Source organism: Stenotrophomonas sp. SRS1 (assembly GCF_026130205.1).
GTDB classification, from domain to species: Bacteria; Pseudomonadota; Gammaproteobacteria; order Xanthomonadales; family Xanthomonadaceae; genus Stenotrophomonas; species Stenotrophomonas rhizophila_B.
The window spans coordinates 729153-745234 of the sequence record NZ_JAINFD010000002.1; the positions used below are offsets into that span (position 1 = coordinate 729153).

A 16082-nucleotide genomic window follows, 5' to 3' on the forward strand; every position below is an offset into this window, starting at 1 on the left:
CTCAGCGCAGATCGAGAATCTGCTTCCCGCTGAAGCGGCGCTGCGCATCGAAATCGTAGGCGACGCGCAGCACCCCATCGTTGGCGCAGGCATGGCAGGTGCGCATCGGTGTGCTGTAGATCAAGCGCACGCCTCCGTCGGGCAGCGCTTCGCTGCCGCTGGCCTGCGCCGGTGCGAAAGGCGTGGCGTCCGGGTGTGCATCCAGGAACGGCTTGACCGTGGCGTCGGCGCGCGACATTTCCGGCAGCACGTCGGCGTCCACATCCTGCGTGTGGCCCGCACTGTCGACCAGCAGCGTGCCCTCGTTGGTATTGGCGCGGAACGGATACTCGATGGTGGCGATGCCGACGCCGTCCTGGTTGCGCCATGCACTCACATAGCCGGGATTGCCCTGGGCACCGAGCTGATGGGCGGCCGCGATCGCCTGCGGGCTCGCCTTGGCGGCCTGCATGACCTTGGCCAGGCAATCATCGGCAACCGGTCCCTGGCCGCGGCAGGCATCCACCTCGCCGTCCCAGATCGCCGCGTCGCTGAAGGGCGAGACGCCACCGGCGGTGCCCGGCACCGTGGCGGCCGCCGACGTGGCGGACGTGGCCGGATCGCCGGCGGGCTGGCAGGCCGCACTACTCAACACCAGGGCCAACGCGGTCAGGGGAAGGCGGATCGCCGTCATGTCGCTCATTCCATGCAGAACGGGAGCCGCCAGTATCGACGTGGCGGATGAATCCGGCGTGTGCGCCGGGGCGGCATAATGCGGGTCCATTGCAATCGCACCGAAGGAACCTGCGCATGGCCAGTCTGCAAGGCAAGACCCTGTTCATCACCGGCGCCTCGCGCGGGATCGGCCTGGCCATCGCGCTGCGTGCGGCACGCGACGGCGCCAACGTCGCGATCGCGGCCAAGTCGTCCGTGCCCAACCCCAAGCTGCCGGGCACCATCCACAGCGCCGCAGAGGCGGTAACCGCCGCAGGTGGGCAAGGGCTGGCGCTGAAGTGCGACATCCGCGAGGAGGACCAGGTGCGCGCGGCCGTCGCCGCCACCGTCGATACCTTCGGCGGCATCGACATCCTGATCAACAACGCCAGTGCGATCTGGCTGCGCGGCACGCTGGATACGCCGATGAAGCGCTTCGACCTGATGCAGCAGGTCAATTCGCGCGGCAGCTTCCTGTGCGCGCAGGCCTGCCTGCCGCATCTGCTGCAGGCGCCCAATCCGCACATCCTCACGCTGGCGCCGCCGCCGACGCTGGACCCGAAGTGGTGGGGCCCGCACACCGGCTACACGCTGGCCAAGATGGGCATGAGCTTCGTTACCCTTGGCCTGGCAGCCGAGTTCGGCCCGCAGGGGGTGGCGGTCAACGCGCTGTGGCCGCGCACGGTGATCGCCACCGATGCGATCAACATGATCCCCGGGGTGGATATCGGTGGCTGCCGCACGCCGGCGATTCTGGCCGACGCCGCACACGCGGTGCTGTGCCGTGAGGCCGCCGGTTTCAGCGGGCAGTTCCTGCTCGATGACGAGGTGTTGGCGCAGGCCGGCATCACCGATCTGAGCGGCTACGCCGTCGATCCATCGCGCCCGCTGATGCCGGATCTGTTCCTGGAGTGACGCGCGTTCGTGGCGCGCGATGACAACAGCTGCACACACTGGGCTGCTATGGTGCGTCCCCCCATTGGTATGGACACTCGCATGTCATCTCGCACACGGACCGCGCCGCTCGCCGCCGCCATCGCATTGATCAGCCTGCTCGGCGCCTGCAGCAAGGGCCCGGGCAGCGTCGCTGATACCCAGGGCGTGGAGAAGGTGAACGCCTACATCGCCTGCTTCAATGCCGTCGAACAGCCGATCCACGAAGGCTTCCAGCAGTACACCGGCTGGATGCAGGACCCGGAGGCCGGCCCGACCGGTAACGAGAAGAAGGTACGTGGCCCGGGCACGGTGCTGTCGCATCGTGTGGACGCGTGCAACGCGCCCATGGTCGCTGCGCTGGCGATGACGCCGGCCGAGCCTGCACTGGATCCGGCAGCCCGCAACTACCAGAAGACCTTCGTCGACCTGTACGCCCTGATCGAGCAGGCCGACCGTTACTACAGCCGCGAGGACTACCTGCGCGATGATCATGCCGGGATGCGCAGCCAGCATGCGCCGTTGATGAAGGCCTATATGGCGTTCTTCGATGCAGGCACCGCGCTGGATGCCGCGCTGGAAAAGCGCGAAGACGAACGCCGTGCGGAACAGCTCAAGGAGATTGAAGCTTCCGAAGGCCGCTCGATGGCGTACTACCAGATCAAGATCCTCGGCGATGGCAAGCAGCTGACCCAACTGCTCAACACCGAGGCGCCGGACCTGACCGTGGCCCGCACTCAGCTCTCCGCATTCCAGGCGTTGCTGCAGCAGGCGCAGGATGACAAGGTCGGCAAGGGCGATGCGATGTGGGGGCACCTGGAGCGTGCGGCCGATACGCTGGCCCGTGATGCCGGTCGCCGTATCGAGCGCGTCGAGTCAAAGAAGCCGTACACCCGCAGCGAGCAGATGCTGATCGAGAGCGGCGGCCGGATCAACAACCCGCAGGGCTCGGCCGAAGCGTTGCTGGTCAGCTACAACGACCTGGTCGACATGAGCAACCGCCTGGCGCAGTCCAGCGGCGCACGCTGAGCCGGCGCGGGACGGGCTGCCAGGCGGCCCGCCCCGCGTTGATCAGACGTTGAAGACCGGGGGCAGCTTCTCGCCGCAGTGGCGGCAGTGCAGCGCATCCGGTTCGTGGCCTTCCAGCCCGCAGTGCGGGCAGCCGCGCGCATCCCGGCGCGCGGCGTGCTCGGCATCACGCATGGTATTGGCCAGTTCGGCGGTGTAGATGCCGGTCGGCACCGCGATGATGCTGTAGCCGATCAGGATCAGCACCGAGGTGACGAACCGGCCCAGCACGGTCTGCGGCACGATGTCGCCGAAGCCCACCGTGGCCATGGTCACCACCGCCCAGTACATGCTGCTGGGGATGCTGGTGAAGCCATGGTTGGGGCCTTCGATCACGTACATCATGGTGCCGGCGATGATGGTGATGGTGATCACCGTGAACAGGAACAGCAGCACCTTGCGGCGGCTGCGCCACAACGACTCCATCAACACGCCGCTCTCTTCGATGTAGCGGGTCAGCTTGAGGATCCGGAACACCCGCAGGATGCGCAGCGCGCGCACCACCAGCAGGCTCTGCGCGCCGGGGATGAACAGCGACAGGTAGGTGGGCAGGATCGAGGCCAGATCGATGATGCCCCAGATGCTGAATGCGTAGCGAAGCGGGCGCTTGACCACCACCAGCCGGAGCAGGTACTCAGCGGTGAACAGGATGGTGAAGCCCCATTCCAGCACGTAGAGCCCGTCGGCATAGGCCGCATGGAAGCGCTGCACGCTGTCGAACATGACCACCACCACGCTGGCGATGATCGCGTAGACCAGCAGCAGGTCGAAATTGCGCGAGGGCCGGGTGTCGTGCCGGTAGATGATGTCGAACCACTGGCGGCGCCAGCCGGATTCGGTGGCGGGGTTGAGCTGGGGGGCGGTGAACGGTCGCATGGGGCGCATTGTGCCCCACCGGCCCAAAGCGCGAGAATGGGATCTTTCCTGAGCCGTTGACTGCCATGACTGCCGCTGCCACCGATCCGCTGTTGTCCCTGTCGCATTACTACCTGCCGGTCTACAAACCGCGCCAGGTAGTGCTCGAACGTGGCCAGGGCGCGCGCGTCTGGGACAACCAGGGCCGCGAATTCATCGATCTGGCCGCCGGCATTGCGGTGTGTGGCCTGGGCCACAACGATCCGGACCTCACCGCGGCGCTGATCGAGCAGGCCGGCAAGCTCTGGCACACCAGCAACGTGTTCTACAGCGAGCCGCCGCTGCGCCTGGCCGAAGAACTGGTCACCGCCTCGCGTTTCGCCGAGCGCGTGTTCCTGTGCAACTCCGGCGCAGAAGCCAATGAAGTGGCGATCAAGCTGGTCCGCAAGTGGGCCTCCTCGCTGGGCCGCCCGGCGCATCAGCGCGTGATCGTCACCTTCCGCGGCAGCTTCCACGGCCGCACCCTGGCGGCGGTGACCGCCACCGCCCAGCCGAAGTACCAGGAAGGTTACGAGCCGCTGCCCGGTGGCTTCCGCTATGTCGATTTCAATGACGAGGTGCAGCTGGAGACCGCGATGGCCGCCGGCGATGTCGCGGCGGTGATGCTGGAGCCGATCCAGGGCGAGGGCGGCGTGATGCCGGCCAAGCCGGGCTTCCTGCAGCGCGTGCGCGAACTGTGCGAACAGCACAACGCGCTGGTGGTGCTCGATGAGATCCAGGCCGGCATGGGTCGCACCGGCACGCTGTTTGCGCACTGGCAGGACAACATCAAACCGGACATCGTCACCCTGGCCAAGGCACTGGGCGGCGGTTTCCCGATCGGCGCGATGCTGGCCGGCCCGAAGGTGGCCGAGGTGATGCAGTTCGGCGCGCACGGCACCACCTTCGGTGGCAATCCGCTGGCCGCCGCCGTGGCCCGCGTGGCGCTGCGCAAGCTGTCCTCGCCGGAGATCGCGCACAACGTGAGCCGTCAGTCGCAGGCGCTGCGCGATGGCCTGGGCAAGATCAACGACGAGTTCAAGGTGTTCAGCCAGGTCCGCGGCCGCGGACTGATGCTGGGCGCGGTGCTGGACAAGGATTTTGCCGGCCAGGCCGGTCCCATCCTGGATCACGCCGCCGAGCACGGCCTGCTGACCCTGCAGGCTGGCCCGGACGTGCTGCGCTTCGTGCCGTCGCTGAACATCACCGATGAAGAAATCGCCGAAGGCCTGAAGCGTCTGCGTGCGGCCGTGCAATCGTTCATCGCGACGCGCTAGCCAATGGCGGTAGAGCCGACCGTTGGTCGGCTCTACGTCAGGGCGTATCGCTTCATGACCTTGCCGAACGCGCGGCTGTCCGTCGCGGTCTCGGCCTGCAGGCCGGCCACCCGAGCCCCGCGCACGTTGACGAACAGGTCATCGATGAACAGCGTGCGCTCGGCGCGCGCCCCCAGCAGCGTCACCGCCTTGGTGAATATCGCCGGATCCGGCTTGCGCCCGCCCAGCGCACCGCTGCACAGGATGCGGCCGTGCAGGGCATCGGCCAGGGGTGGAACGAGCTGTGGAATCGTCTGCGCCATCAGCGCGCCGTTGTTGGTCAGGATGCCGATCGGCAGTGCCTGCGCGATCCGCGCCACGCGTTCGATCACACCTGTTTGCGGTGCGCACGCGGCGATGCGCGCGGCCTGCCACTGCGCGATGTTGATGGTGGTGTGCAGCGCATCGCCCAGTTGCCGCAGGTAGGGGTCGGTCGCCATGCCGCTGTCGTAGGCACGTTCCAGCCCACTGTCGAACAGCGCCGCCTGCACCTGCGCCGCGCTGCAGCCCACGCTCGCGGCCAGATGGCGCACACGCAGGTGCCGCGCATAGCGCACCAGTACGCCATCGAAATCCAGCAGCAGGCACTCGATCACACGCGGCATGGGGCCATCTCGTCCAGATCCAGCGCTGACCGTAACCCAGCCAGTGCCTGCGCTGCGACATCGCGTCGCACGTCGCCTGCACGGGCGGTCACTAGAATCGCGGAGACTGCCTGATGGAGATAGCCTTGAAACTGCTTGCCCCCGTGTTGCTTGCCGGCCTGATGCTGGCCCCGGCCGCCCATGCGCGCGTCTGCGCGATCACCATCGACAGTACCGACCAGATGAGCTTCAGTCAGAAGGAGCTCAAGGTTGCCGCCGATTGCACCCAGGTCAAACTGACCCTGCGCCACACCGGCAAGCTCGCCGCGACCGCGATGGGTCACAACTGGGTACTGACCCGCACCGCCGATTACCAGCCGGTGGCGATGGCCGGCATGCGCACGACGTTGGCCGACAGCTACCTGCCCAAGGGCGATGCGCGCGTGCTGGCGCATACCCCGGTGATCGGCGGCGGCCAGACCACCAGCGTCACCTTCTCCACCGCCAAGCTGACCAAGGGCGGCGACTACACCTTCTTCTGCTCGTTCCCCGGCCACTTCGCGATGATGAAGGGCCGCTTCGTGTTTGGCTGATTATCCGATTAACGGGGACGGAGGTAGTTATTAACTACCCCCGTCCCTGTTGTTTGATCAGCCTTTGACGACCTTGAACGCTTCGCGGGCGGCTTCGATCGTCGCATCGATGATGCTGTCGTCATGTGCGCTGGACAGGAAGCCGGCTTCATATGCGGAAGGGGCCAGGAACACGCCGCGCTCCAGCATCGCGTGGAAGAAGGTGTTGAACGCGGTGATGTCGCACGCAACGGCCTGCGCGTAGGTTTCCACCTTCTGGTCAGTGAAGAACAGGCCGAACATCGCGCCGACCTGGGTGGTGGTCGCTGCCACGCCTGCATCCGCTGCCGCCGCTTCCAGCCCCGCGCACAGACGCGCGGCCGACGCACTCAGGCGATCATGGAAGCCCGGCTCCTGCACCAGTTCCAGCATCGCCTGGCCGGCCGCCATCGCCACCGGGTTGCCACTGAGCGTGCCCGCCTGGTAGATCGGGCCGGCCGGGGAAATCTGCGACATCAGTTCGCGACGACCACCGTAGGCGCCCACCGGCATGCCGCCGCCGATGATCTTGCCGAAGGTGGTCAGGTCCGGGGTGACGCCGTAATGCGCCTGCGCGCCACCGAGCGCCACGCGGAAGCCGGTCATCACTTCATCGAAGATCAGCACCGTGCCGTACTGCGTGCACAGTGCGCGCAGGTGCTGCAGGTAGCCCTCGCGGGGCGGGATGCAGTTGGCGTTGCCGACCACCGGCTCGATGATCAGCCCGGCGATGTGCTCGCCCTGTTCGGCGAACAGCGCGGTGGCCGCCTCGACATCGTTGTACGGCAGGGTCAGGGTGAGCTCGCTCAGGCCGGCGGGAACGCCCGGCGAGGTCGGCACGCCCAGGGTCAGCATGCCGCTGCCGGCCTTGACCAGGAACGAGTCGCCGTGGCCGTGGTAGCAGCCCTCGAACTTGACGATGCGGCTGCGGCCGGTGGCACCGCGTGCCAGCCGGATCGCCGACAGGGTGGCCTCGGTGCCCGAGTTGACCATGCGCACCATCTCGCAGGACGGCACCAGCCGGGTCAGCGTTTCGGCCATCGTGACTTCGGCTTCGCACGGCGCGCCGAACGACAGGCCGTTGCCGATCGCCTGCTTGACCGCCTGGCGCACGGCGGTGTGGTTGTGGCCGACGATCATCGGGCCCCAGGAGCCGACGTAATCGATGTAGCGGTTGCCATCGACGTCGTACAGGTACGGGCCATCGGCGCGCTGCACGAAGAACGGCTCGCCGCCGACCGATTTGAACGCGCGCACCGGCGAGTTGACGCCGCCCGGCAGCAGCTTCTGGGCGCGGGTGAACAGGGCGTGGGACTGGTCGTGGTTCATGCGGTCGTATCCTGGAAGCAAGCGAGGTAGGCGTGCAGCGTGGCGACCGGGTCGGGCGCGGCGTACACGCTGCTGATGACGGCAACCAGATCGGCGCCGGCAGCGATGAGCGGTGCCACATTGTCCGGGCTCAGCCCGCCGATGGCCACCCGCGGCACCCCGAGTGCGGCGCTTTGCCGCAGCAGGTCCGGCGCGGCGCGGCGGGTGGTGGCCTTGCTGGTGCTGGGGAAGAAGGCCCCGAAGGCGACGTAGCTGGCGCCGGCGGCGACCGCGCGCTCGGCCAGCGCCAGGGTGTCATAGCAGGAGGCGCCGATGATGGCCTGCGGGCCGAGCAGGGCCCGGGCGGCGGCGATATCGCCATCGTCCTCGCCCAGGTGCACACCGGCCGCGCCGACCGCCTGGGCCAGGGCCACGTCGTCATTGATGAGCAGCGGCACCGCGTACGGCTGGCACAGGCCCTGCAGCGCAGCGGCCTGGGCGTGGCGCAGGGCTACGTCAGCGGTCTTGTTGCGGTACTGCAGCCAGGTGGCGCCAGCCGCCAGCAGCGGCGCGGTGCGCGCCAGCAGCCGTGCGGTATCGGGCTCGTCGGGAGTGATGAGGTAGACGCCGCGGGGCGGTGTGGGGGCTGAAGCGTGATTCATCAATGGCTACCGGTAGCGCAACGGGAGTGGGACAATGAGCGCTGTCAGCTCTTGTCCTGCCGTGATTATCCGATGACCGACGCAACCGCCACCACCTTCCGCACCTGGATGTGCGTTGTCTGCGGCTTCCTGTATAGGGAAGAGGACGGGCTGCCGGAAGAGGGCATCGCCCCGGGCACGCGCTGGGAAGACATTCCCGATACGTGGACGTGCCCGGACTGCGGCGTGACCAAGGATGATTTCGAGATGGTCGAAGTCGACTGAGCAACGCCCGGACGTCATCGCCCGGGCGCGCGTGTTGGTGCGCTCAATGCAGGCGCGGCACCACGCCACCGAGGCCGACCAGCTTCTCACGCACGAACTGCGCATCGCTGGCCTTGGCATTGCGCTTGAGGTACAGCCCCAGATCGTTGCGCGCGCCGGCCTCGTAATCCAGCTGCAGGTAGGCCATGCCGCGATCGCGCAGGGCATCGTCCTGCTCGGGGGCGAGTTTCAGCAGGCGATCGGCACTGCGTGCGGCGCGGTCCCATTCCCCCCGTTCGACGTACACGCCATGCAGGTTGCGCAGCATCCGCATCAGGATCGCGCGCGCCGGGGCCGGGTCCAGGATCTGCGCGAGCACATCGTCGTCGGGAACTTCACCGCCCAGGTGTGAGCGTGCGCGTTCGCGCAGTTCCTCCACGCCCAGCGGGCGGCCGCCGTTGAACGGGTCCATCACCAGCACGCCGTCGTTGAGCGGCAGGCGCACCAGGAAATGCCCGGGGAAGGACACCCCGTCCAGCGGGATGCCGAGCCGGCGCGAGACTTCCATCTGCACCAGCGCCAGCGAGATCGGGTTGCCCAGGCGGCGTTCGAAGACCTGGTTCAGATAGCTGTTGCGCGGGTCGTAGTACTCGCCGTGGTCGCCGCTGTAGCCCAGCTCGTCGAACAGGTGGCGGTTGACCGCGGCAATCTTCAGCGGCCACATGTCGATCGTGGCGATCTCGGTGCGCAGGTGGTCGGCGTGGCTCTGCAGGACCGCGTCGTAGACGGCGGGGTCCAGATCCGGGTATTCGTCCCGGGCGATCAGCAACGCGGTCGGCAACAGCGGCAGCGCCTCGTCATCCAGCTCGGCCAGTGAGTCCCACGTCGGCAATGTGATCTGCCCCTGCATGGGACAAGACTGGCGACAAACGCGCCGCGATTCAAGGGCGCGGCGCGTTTATCAGGACAGTTTTATTTGCCGTCGGCGATGCCGGGGCCGAACGTGAGTTCGGTGCCGTCCTTGAGCGCCATCTTTTCGGCCTGCCCGGCGTTGAGTTCCAGCACGTAGCGGGCCGGTTCGCTGCTGGGGTAGGGCGGGCAACGATCGCCGGCCGAACACGGCGGCACATCGCGCTGCTGGCTGACCAGGCGGCGCTGCGCATCGAAGTACAGGATGTCCAGCGCGATCTTGGTGTTCTTCATCCAGTACGCCTGCAGCTCTTCGCGTTCGTGGATGAACAGCATGCCGTGGTCCTCGGGCATCTGGTCGCGGAACATCAGCCCGCGGGCGCGGGTGTCGTCATTGGTGGCCAGTTCAACGTGGTAACGGTTGCCGTCCAGCTCCACCCAGTGGCGGGCATTGGTGCTGGCGCAGCCGGTCAGGGTGAACAGCAGGAGCAGGGGCAGCAGGCGCAACAGGGACATGGGCGTACCTCGTTGGGGTGGCCGGCGCACAGGCCGGCCACGGGGTCAGATCACGATCGGCGGCTCACCGCCGATGATCACCACATCGGCCGGGCGACGCGCGAACAGGCCGACGGCGACCACGCCCGGCAGCTGGTTGAGCTCGCGCTCCAGCTTGACCGGATCGGTGATCTCCAGGTGGTGGATGTCCAGGATCACGTTGCCGTTGTCGGTGACCACGCCCTCACGCCAGGCCGGCTGGCCGCCGGTCATGTCCATGATGCGGCGGGCGACCAGACTGCGCGCCATCGGGATCACTTCCACCGGCAGCGGGAACCTGCCCAGCACCTTGACCTGCTTGCTCGGGTCGATGATGCACACGAAGCGCTCGCTGGCCTCGGCGATGATCTTCTCGCGGGTCAGCGCGGCGCCGCCGCCTTTGATCAGGTTCTTGTTGCCGTCGCACTCATCGGCCCCGTCCACATACAGCGACAGATTGCCGGTGTGGTTGAGCTCGAGTACCTCGATGCCGTGCTGCTTCAGGCGCGCGGTACTCTGGTCCGAGCTGGACACGGCGCCCTTGATGCGGTGCTGGATCTTGGCCAGGGCGTCGATGAAGTAGGCCACGGTGGACCCGGTGCCGACCCCGACGATCATGCCGTCTTCAACGTATTCAATGGCTTTTTCAGCGGCCAGGCGCTTGGCTTCGGACATGGCGGGCAACTCTTGGAGGAAAGGGGGTCAGTGCTTTTCCAGCGACAGCAGCAGCTTCCACTGCGCGGCCGTCACCGGGAGGATCGAAAGGCGGTTGCCGCGCGCGGTCAGCGCAAAACCCTCGCCCAGCGCATCGGCGTGCAGCTTGATCTCGTCCAGCGAAATGGTGTCGCGCAGTTTGCGCTCGAAGGCGACGTCCACCAGCATCCAGCGCGGTTCTTCGCGGGTCGCCTTGGCGTCGTAATAGTCCGATCCGGGATCGAACTGGGTGTCGTCCGGATAGGCCTCGCTGGCCACCGTGGCCAGCCCGACGATGCCCGGCACCTTGGTATTGGAGTGGTAGAACAACACCCCGTCGCCGACCTTCATGCCATCGCGCATGAAGTTGCGCGCCTGGTAGTTGCGGACGCCGTTCCAGGGCTCTCGGCCCACGCGCTGCAGATCATCGATGGAAAAGGCGTCCGGTTCGGACTTCATCAGCCAGTAGCGCTTGCGTGCGGTCATGCGGAGTCTTTGATTACGGTAGGTGCCGACCGTTGGTCGGTACGCAGACAAGGGTGGAGACGTCGGTGCAGATCGCATCCACCGCGACGTCCCACGGTTGTACCGGCAGATCATCGACCTGCTGGACCGAGAAGCCGACCCCGACCAGCCACGGCGGCGCCGGGCGCTGGTGGCGGAATGCGAAGCTGCGATCATACCAGCCGCCTCCCATGCCCAGCCGCCGGCCCTGTGCGTCGAAACCGACCAGCGGCGCGACCACCAGCGCCATCTGCTCCGGTGCGAGGGTGTCGTCCAGCGCGAGATCGGGCTCAGGGATGCCGAAGCGGTTGGTGGTCAGTGCCTGCCCCGGGCGCCAGGGTGCGAAGCGCAGCGTCTTCTCGTGCAGGACCGGCAGGCAGTAGGTCAGGCCGGCGGGCAACTGCATCTGCCAGCGGTGCAGCGCGATTTCCCCATCCATCGACCAGTAGCCGGCGACATGGCCCTGCGTGGGCGCGAAAGGAAGGCAGAGCAGGCCATCGGCCAGATGTTCGGCGGCGGCCAGGCGCACGGCGGCGGGGAGATCACGGCGGCGTTGGCGCAGCTGCTGGCGCAGTGCGGAGCGCGGGTCGGTCATGCCTGGGTCCGGAGCGTGCGGGGGAAGCGGATAAAACAAGAGCGACGTCCCAGGGGAACGCCGCTCTTGCTGGAATATTGCATTCTCCGCCGTGACGATGCATGCGAAACGACCTTGAACCCGGGGTTCAAGTGGGTACGCTGGGGTTCCATCGGGCTTCCCGCTACAAGGCGGACTTGCACTCCCGGCGCCGTCGCGCACCCGTGGTCGTAATTAAGGGACAAGGCGAATGTTTGCACACGCCGTCGTTCACAGCAGAGAACGCGACGAGGATTATAGCCCTCTTGTGCGATTCGACCAGTCCGTTCGTCGGTCCGATTGCATGTCAATTCAGATCGATGAAGACCGCGCGATGCACTTGTGCAATCAAACACCGCGTGGAACCGATGCGTGGATCAACCTGCGCCGTCAAACGCCCGATCCAGGCGCCGGTTCAGATCGCTCAGGGTCTGCTGCAGCGCGATCGCCTGGCGTGCGTGCTCGTCGCGCAGCTGCTGCAGCTCGTGCGCCAGGTTCAGCGCGGCCAGCACCGCGACGCGGTCGACCGCGGCCATCCGGTTGCTGCCCCGGATCTCGCGCATCTTGGCGTCCAACAGGCGGGCGGCGGCGGTCAGGCTTTCGCGCTCCTCGGCGCCCACGCCCACCGTGTATTCACGATCCAGGATGCGGACACTGACCGGTTCGGTCTGGCTCATGTGTGCTGCTCCAGGGATTTGAGGCGGGTGATCATCGCTTCCACCCGGGAGCGGGCCTGCTCGTTCTTGGCCAGCAGCTGGGAGCGCTCGGCCACCAGCTGCTCCTGCTGGTGGCGCAGGCTGCGGTTCTCCTCGGCCAGGCGCTGGTTGCGCTCAAGCAACGCCTCCACCCGGGCGGCGAAGGCCTGCAATTGGGCGATGGCGTCGGCGGGTTCCATGTCCGGCACGATAGGCAAGGGCGGATGGGGCGGTCAAGCGAATAATGACGGGGCCTGCCGGCAGCTGGCCCGGCGGTGCCGGGGCGGGCTCGGGGGCGGGCCATGGCAACCCGGTGGACACAGGTGGATTGCTACACTGTGGCGCTCACAAACCGTAGCCCCAAGATGACCGAACTCCCGAGTGTCGACGACGTAAACCAGGCCAGCCAGGCCCTGGGCCTGGGCGCCAGCGCCGCTGAACTGCACGGCGGCCTGTGCGGCTGGCTGTCCGCCGGCGGTGCGCCGGTGCGTGAATGGCCGGCCCGCGTGCTGGCCGATGACAACCTGCCGACCCCGGCCGAAGGTGACGCCTTGTCGCGCCTGCTCGATGCCAGCGTGGCGCAGATGGAAGACCGCGATTTCGCCTTCGAGCTGCTGCTGAGTGATGCCACCGAGACCGCCGCGCAGGCCGATGCGCTGTTCACCTGGGCGCGCGCGTTCCTGGGCGGCTTCGGGCTGGGCTCCGGCCAGAACCGGCCGGCCTTGTCCGAAGAGGGCGATGAAGCCCTGACCGATCTGGCCAAGCTGGCCCAGGCCTCCAGCGAGGACTTTGAAAGCGGCAACGACGATGACGAAGACGCGCTGGCCGAGATCGAGGAGTTCATCCGCGTGGCGGTGCTGCTCCTGCACGGCGACTGTGTCATGGCCGCGCGCCATCGGCAGCGCCTGAACTGAGATGGATATCCGGCAGCTGACCGGCATCTCCGCCGCCGAATACACCCGCCGCCGCCAGCAGTTGATGGAGATGGCCGGCGACGACGCGATCCTGGTGCTGCCGGCCGCATCCGAGCGGGTGCGCAGCCTGGATACGCATTATCCGTTCCGCCAGGACTCGGACTTCTGGTACCTGAGCGGCTTCCCGGAACCGGAGGCCGTGCTGGTGCTGATCCCGGGCCGCCGCCATGGCGAGGTCATCCTGTTCTGCCGTGAACGCGACGCGGACCGTGAAGCCTGGGATGGCGCGCGCGCCGGCCAGGAAGGCGCGGTCTCGCAGTACGGCATGGACGATGCGTACCCGATCGACGATCTGGACGACATCCTGCCCGGCCTGCTGGAAGGGCGCTCGCGGGTGTACTACCACTTCGGCCGCGATGCCGAGTTCGATCTCAAACTGATCGGCTGGGTCAACCGGGTGCGCTCGCAGGTGCGGCATGGCGCGCAGCCACCGCATGAGTTCCTGGAACTGGGCCACCTGCTGCACGAGCAGCGACTGTTCAAATCGACCGCGGAAATCGCCGTGATGCAGCGCGCTGCCGATATCAGCGTGCAGGCACATCTGGCCGCGATGCACGTGGCGCGGCCGGGCATCCACGAGTACGAACTGCAGGCCGATCTGGAACGTGTGTTCCGTGCCAATGATGCCTGTGCGGCTTACAGCAGCATTGTCGGTGCCGGTGCCAACGGCTGCATCCTGCATTACCGCGACAACAATGCGCGCTCGCACGATGGCGATCTGGTCCTGATCGATGCCGGTGCCGAGTACCGCGGCTACGCCAGCGACATCACCCGGACCTTCCCGGTCAACGGCCGTTTCACCGCCGAACAGCGCGCGCTGCATGATCTGGTCGGTGCGGCGCAGGCTGCGGCGCTGGCCCAGGCGCGTCCGGGCAATGCCTACGAAGCCGGCCATCTGGCCGCGGTGGAAACCCTGACCGACGGCCTGCTGCGGCTCGGCCTGCTCAAAGGCACGCTGGAAGAGAACATCGCCGAAGCGCATTACCAGCGCTTCTACCGGCACAAGACCGGGCACTGGCTGGGCCTGGACGTGCATGACGTGGGCGATTACCGCTTGGCAGGTGACTCGCGGATGCTGGAACCGGGCATGGTGTTCACCATCGAGCCCGGCCTGTATGTCTCACCGGAGGACCGCAGCGTGGAAGCGCGCTGGCGCGGTATCGGCATTCGTACCGAAGATGACGTGCTGATCACCGAGGACGGCCACCAGGTGCTGACGGCTGCCTTGGCGCGCAGTGCCGATGAGATCGAAGAAGCGATGGCCAAGCGCTGATCCGCGCCCGGGTAGCGCCACCCCATGGGGGGCGGCGCTCCGTGCCGAGGTGGTCTTCAGCCACCCATGGGGTGGCTCTACGCGGATACCGGGGCGGCAATCAGCGGCCAGCGGCGGGCACACGATGCCGTGCAGGTACCGACCGTGGGTCGGCACCCGCATCGCCGCTCAACTCGCGGCCGCAAACACCGGGCGGGTCAGGTTGTCCGCATCGCTCTCGGTGCACAGCACCTCGTCCTCGATGCGCACACCGCCATACGGGCGGAAGAAATCCACGCGGTCCCAGTTGATGCTGGCGCCATTGCCGGCCTGCTTCACTTCGTCCAGCAGCATGTCGATGAAGTACACGCCCGGTTCGATCGTGACCACCATGCCAGGCTCCAGCACGCGGGTCATGCGCAGGTACGGGTGACCCTGCGGGCGCTCGATGCGGCCACCGCGATCGCTGGCCGCAAAGCCGGCCACATCATGCACCTGCAGCCCGATCAGATGGCCCAGGCCGTGCGGGAAGAAGGCCGCGCTCACGCCGGTGGCCAGCGCCGCTTCCGGCGAAACGTTGAGCACGCCGACGTCCTTGAGGATGCCCATCAGCGACAGGTGCGCGTCGATGTGCAGCTGCTTGTAATCCACGCCGGCACGCACAGCGGCGCCCATCTGCTGCTGGGCCGCGTCCACCGCATCGATCAGCGCCTGGAATTCGTCATGGCCGCTGGCCGCATAGGTACGGGTGATATCACTGGCATAGCCGTACGCGCTGGCGCCGGCGTCGATCAGGAAGCTGCGCAGCGGGGTCGGCGCGCTGCGGCCAAGATCGGTGTAGTGCAGTACGGCGGCATGTTCATTGAGGCCGATGATGTTGCCGTACGGCAGTTCGTTGGCGTCCTGCCCGACCGCACGGCAATACGCCATGTGGATCTCGAACTCGCTGGCACCACTGCGGAAGGCCGCTTCGGCAGCACGGTGGCCGCGCACGCCCAGCCGCTGCGCTTCGCGCATCAGTTCGATTTCATACGGGGTCTTGTAGCCGCGCTGCCAGTCCAGGTAATCGAGGACCGGTGCGGGATTGTTCGGCACGAAGGCCCCAAGCGCGCTCTGCGGCTCGCCCAGGATCGCGCAACGCGCCGCGTCCTTGGGCAGCAGCGCCAGCGCCTCGTCGGGCGTGCGGATGATCTGGATGTCGACATGCTCGACCCACCAGCCGTTCGGCGCATCCGGCACCACGTGCCAGTAATCGAAGGGCTGATGGAAGATCAGCGTCGGGCGCTTGCCCGGGGTGTACACCAGCCAGCTGTTGGGCAGCTTGGTCAGCGGCAGCCAGGCCTTGAAGTTCGGGTTCACCGCATAGGGGTAATCGCGATCATCGAAGGCCTGGTAATGCTGGGTGCCGCTGGGAATCACCAGATGGTCGAAGCCGCCACGGGCCAGCGCTTCATCGGCGCGCTGGCGCATCACGCTGGCATGGTGGGAATACAGGGCGCCGAGGTCTGGCTGGTTCATGGCATGAAGCTCGCTGACAGTGCGGAATGCAGCCCTAGATTCTGCCGTAATCGGGCCACCGGCGCTGTGCCGGAACCG

At 67.1% G+C, this 16082-nt stretch carries 20 protein-coding genes and 1 other RNA gene; 7 read left to right on the top strand and 14 right to left on the bottom strand.

Going from position 1 to position 16082, the window contains the following annotated elements; all coding sequences use genetic code 11:
* Position 1 precedes the first annotated feature (1 nt).
* Complete coding sequence (locus K4043_RS08895; RefSeq protein ID WP_265309028.1) at positions 2–673, bottom strand: hypothetical protein; 672 nt, start codon at positions 671–673, stop codon at positions 2–4.
* 116 nt (positions 674–789) lie between these two features.
* Here K4043_RS08895 and K4043_RS08900 point away from each other — a divergent pair, with 116 nt between their 5' ends.
* Both K4043_RS08900 and K4043_RS08905 read left to right on the top strand, forming a co-directional pair.
* Complete coding sequence (locus tag K4043_RS08900; protein WP_123730285.1) at positions 790–1608, top strand: NAD(P)-dependent oxidoreductase; 819 nt, start codon at positions 790–792, stop codon at positions 1606–1608.
* An 81-nt stretch (positions 1609–1689) separates the two neighbouring features.
* Positions 1690–2655: a YiiG family protein gene (locus K4043_RS08905; RefSeq protein WP_123730286.1), complete on the top strand. Its 966-nt coding sequence runs from the start codon at positions 1690–1692 to the stop codon at positions 2653–2655.
* A 42-nt stretch (positions 2656–2697) separates the two neighbouring features.
* Here the strand turns inward: K4043_RS08905 and K4043_RS08910 are convergent, their stop codons facing one another.
* Positions 2698–3570 (bottom strand): ion transporter, encoded by an 873-nt coding sequence (locus tag K4043_RS08910; RefSeq protein ID WP_123730287.1) that lies wholly within the window; start codon positions 3568–3570, stop codon positions 2698–2700.
* 65 nt (positions 3571–3635) lie between these two features.
* Here K4043_RS08910 and K4043_RS08915 point away from each other — a divergent pair, with 65 nt between their 5' ends.
* On the top strand, positions 3636–4865 hold the full coding sequence (locus tag K4043_RS08915) for an acetylornithine transaminase (protein WP_265309029.1): 1230 nt from the start codon (positions 3636–3638) through the stop codon (positions 4863–4865).
* A 32-nt stretch (positions 4866–4897) separates the two neighbouring features.
* Here the strand turns inward: K4043_RS08915 and K4043_RS08920 are convergent, their stop codons facing one another.
* A complete protein-coding gene (locus K4043_RS08920; protein ID WP_265309031.1) occupies positions 4898–5509 on the bottom strand; it encodes an HAD-IA family hydrolase in 612 nt (203 codons plus the stop codon).
* Positions 5510–5622: 113 nt separating this feature from the next.
* On the opposite strand from K4043_RS08920, the gene azu reads away from it, so the two are divergent.
* Positions 5623–6081, top strand: a complete 459-nt coding sequence (gene azu / locus K4043_RS08925; protein WP_265309032.1) for an azurin — start codon at positions 5623–5625, stop codon at positions 6079–6081.
* Between the two features lie 57 nt (positions 6082–6138).
* Here the strand turns inward: azu and hemL are convergent, their stop codons facing one another.
* Positions 6139–7428 (bottom strand): glutamate-1-semialdehyde 2,1-aminomutase, encoded by a 1290-nt coding sequence (hemL, locus tag K4043_RS08930; RefSeq protein WP_265309033.1) that lies wholly within the window; start codon positions 7426–7428, stop codon positions 6139–6141.
* The gene (gene thiE, locus K4043_RS08935) at positions 7425–8069 is read right to left on the bottom strand and encodes a thiamine phosphate synthase (protein ID WP_265309035.1); all 645 of its coding nucleotides are present in this window, start codon (positions 8067–8069) and stop codon (positions 7425–7427) included. The genes hemL and thiE overlap by 4 nt, the downstream gene beginning before the upstream one ends.
* A 72-nt stretch (positions 8070–8141) precedes the next feature.
* Between thiE and K4043_RS08940 the strand changes: the two genes are divergently transcribed.
* Positions 8142–8333, top strand: coding sequence for a rubredoxin (locus K4043_RS08940; RefSeq protein ID WP_037553342.1), 192 nt, complete (start codon positions 8142–8144; stop codon positions 8331–8333).
* A gap of 43 nt (positions 8334–8376) precedes the next feature.
* Here K4043_RS08940 and K4043_RS08945 read toward each other — a convergent pair whose 3' ends face one another.
* The 8 genes from K4043_RS08945 to K4043_RS08980 form a co-directional block, all read right to left on the bottom strand.
* A complete protein-coding gene (locus tag K4043_RS08945; RefSeq protein ID WP_121039490.1) occupies positions 8377–9222 on the bottom strand; it encodes a tetratricopeptide repeat protein in 846 nt (281 codons plus the stop codon).
* Between the two features lie 62 nt (positions 9223–9284).
* Complete coding sequence (locus K4043_RS08950; RefSeq protein WP_123730294.1) at positions 9285–9737, bottom strand: DUF192 domain-containing protein; 453 nt, start codon at positions 9735–9737, stop codon at positions 9285–9287.
* Between the two features lie 45 nt (positions 9738–9782).
* Positions 9783–10430, bottom strand: coding sequence for a ribose-5-phosphate isomerase RpiA (gene rpiA / locus K4043_RS08955; protein ID WP_123730295.1), 648 nt, complete (start codon positions 10428–10430; stop codon positions 9783–9785).
* Positions 10431–10457: 27 nt separating this feature from the next.
* A complete protein-coding gene (locus K4043_RS08960) occupies positions 10458–10934 on the bottom strand; it encodes an EVE domain-containing protein (RefSeq protein WP_265309036.1) in 477 nt (158 codons plus the stop codon).
* A 13-nt stretch (positions 10935–10947) separates the two neighbouring features.
* Entirely contained in the window at positions 10948–11547 is a 600-nt protein-coding gene (locus K4043_RS08965) for a 5-formyltetrahydrofolate cyclo-ligase (RefSeq protein WP_265309038.1), read from the bottom strand.
* Between the two features lie 79 nt (positions 11548–11626).
* A non-coding RNA gene (ssrS, locus tag K4043_RS08970) (6S RNA) lies at positions 11627–11811 on the bottom strand.
* Between the two features lie 131 nt (positions 11812–11942).
* Positions 11943–12242 (bottom strand): cell division protein ZapA, encoded by a 300-nt coding sequence (locus tag K4043_RS08975; RefSeq protein ID WP_123730298.1) that lies wholly within the window; start codon positions 12240–12242, stop codon positions 11943–11945.
* The gene (locus K4043_RS08980) at positions 12239–12460 is read right to left on the bottom strand and encodes a TIGR02449 family protein (RefSeq protein ID WP_017355837.1); all 222 of its coding nucleotides are present in this window, start codon (positions 12458–12460) and stop codon (positions 12239–12241) included. Before K4043_RS08980 ends, K4043_RS08975 begins: the two co-directional genes overlap by 4 nt.
* 165 nt (positions 12461–12625) lie before the next feature.
* Between K4043_RS08980 and K4043_RS08985 the strand changes: the two genes are divergently transcribed.
* A complete protein-coding gene (locus K4043_RS08985; RefSeq protein WP_123730299.1) occupies positions 12626–13174 on the top strand; it encodes a UPF0149 family protein in 549 nt (182 codons plus the stop codon).
* 7 nt (positions 13175–13181) lie between these two features.
* Complete coding sequence (locus tag K4043_RS08990) at positions 13182–14507, top strand: aminopeptidase P N-terminal domain-containing protein (protein ID WP_265309320.1); 1326 nt, start codon at positions 13182–13184, stop codon at positions 14505–14507.
* A gap of 168 nt (positions 14508–14675) precedes the next feature.
* Here K4043_RS08990 and pepQ read toward each other — a convergent pair whose 3' ends face one another.
* Positions 14676–16004: a Xaa-Pro dipeptidase gene (gene pepQ / locus K4043_RS08995; protein ID WP_265309041.1), complete on the bottom strand. Its 1329-nt coding sequence runs from the start codon at positions 16002–16004 to the stop codon at positions 14676–14678.
* Positions 16005–16082 lie beyond the last annotated feature (78 nt).

Bases quoted from the DNA above. Each gene is read 5' to 3' on its own strand.
- K4043_RS08945 (WP_121039490.1), bottom strand. From the start codon at position 9,222: ATGCAGGGGCAGATCACATTGCCGACGTGGGACTCACTGGCCGAGCTG.
- K4043_RS08985 (WP_123730299.1), top strand. From the start codon at position 12,626: ATGACCGAACTCCCGAGTGTCGACGACGTAAACCAGGCCAGCCAGGCC.
- K4043_RS08895 (WP_265309028.1), bottom strand. From the start codon at position 673: ATGACGGCGATCCGCCTTCCCCTGACCGCGTTGGCCCTGGTGTTGAGT.
- K4043_RS08910 (WP_123730287.1), bottom strand. From the start codon at position 3,570: ATGCGACCGTTCACCGCCCCCCAGCTCAACCCCGCCACCGAATCCGGC.
- K4043_RS08905 (WP_123730286.1), top strand. From the start codon at position 1,690: ATGTCATCTCGCACACGGACCGCGCCGCTCGCCGCCGCCATCGCATTG.
- K4043_RS08960 (WP_265309036.1), bottom strand. From the start codon at position 10,934: ATGACCGCACGCAAGCGCTACTGGCTGATGAAGTCCGAACCGGACGCC.
- K4043_RS08920 (WP_265309031.1), bottom strand. From the start codon at position 5,509: ATGCCGCGTGTGATCGAGTGCCTGCTGCTGGATTTCGATGGCGTACTG.
- K4043_RS08980 (WP_017355837.1), bottom strand. From the start codon at position 12,460: ATGGAACCCGCCGACGCCATCGCCCAATTGCAGGCCTTCGCCGCCCGG.
- K4043_RS08965 (WP_265309038.1), bottom strand. From the start codon at position 11,547: ATGACCGACCCGCGCTCCGCACTGCGCCAGCAGCTGCGCCAACGCCGC.
- K4043_RS08975 (WP_123730298.1), bottom strand. From the start codon at position 12,242: ATGAGCCAGACCGAACCGGTCAGTGTCCGCATCCTGGATCGTGAATAC.
- K4043_RS08940 (WP_037553342.1), top strand. From the start codon at position 8,142: ATGACCGACGCAACCGCCACCACCTTCCGCACCTGGATGTGCGTTGTC.
- K4043_RS08915 (WP_265309029.1), top strand. From the start codon at position 3,636: ATGACTGCCGCTGCCACCGATCCGCTGTTGTCCCTGTCGCATTACTAC.
- K4043_RS08950 (WP_123730294.1), bottom strand. From the start codon at position 9,737: ATGTCCCTGTTGCGCCTGCTGCCCCTGCTCCTGCTGTTCACCCTGACC.
- pepQ (WP_265309041.1), bottom strand. From the start codon at position 16,004: ATGAACCAGCCAGACCTCGGCGCCCTGTATTCCCACCATGCCAGCGTG.
- hemL (WP_265309033.1), bottom strand. From the start codon at position 7,428: ATGAACCACGACCAGTCCCACGCCCTGTTCACCCGCGCCCAGAAGCTG.
- thiE (WP_265309035.1), bottom strand. From the start codon at position 8,069: ATGAATCACGCTTCAGCCCCCACACCGCCCCGCGGCGTCTACCTCATC.
- K4043_RS08900 (WP_123730285.1), top strand. From the start codon at position 790: ATGGCCAGTCTGCAAGGCAAGACCCTGTTCATCACCGGCGCCTCGCGC.
- azu (WP_265309032.1), top strand. From the start codon at position 5,623: ATGGAGATAGCCTTGAAACTGCTTGCCCCCGTGTTGCTTGCCGGCCTG.
- rpiA (WP_123730295.1), bottom strand. From the start codon at position 10,430: ATGTCCGAAGCCAAGCGCCTGGCCGCTGAAAAAGCCATTGAATACGTT.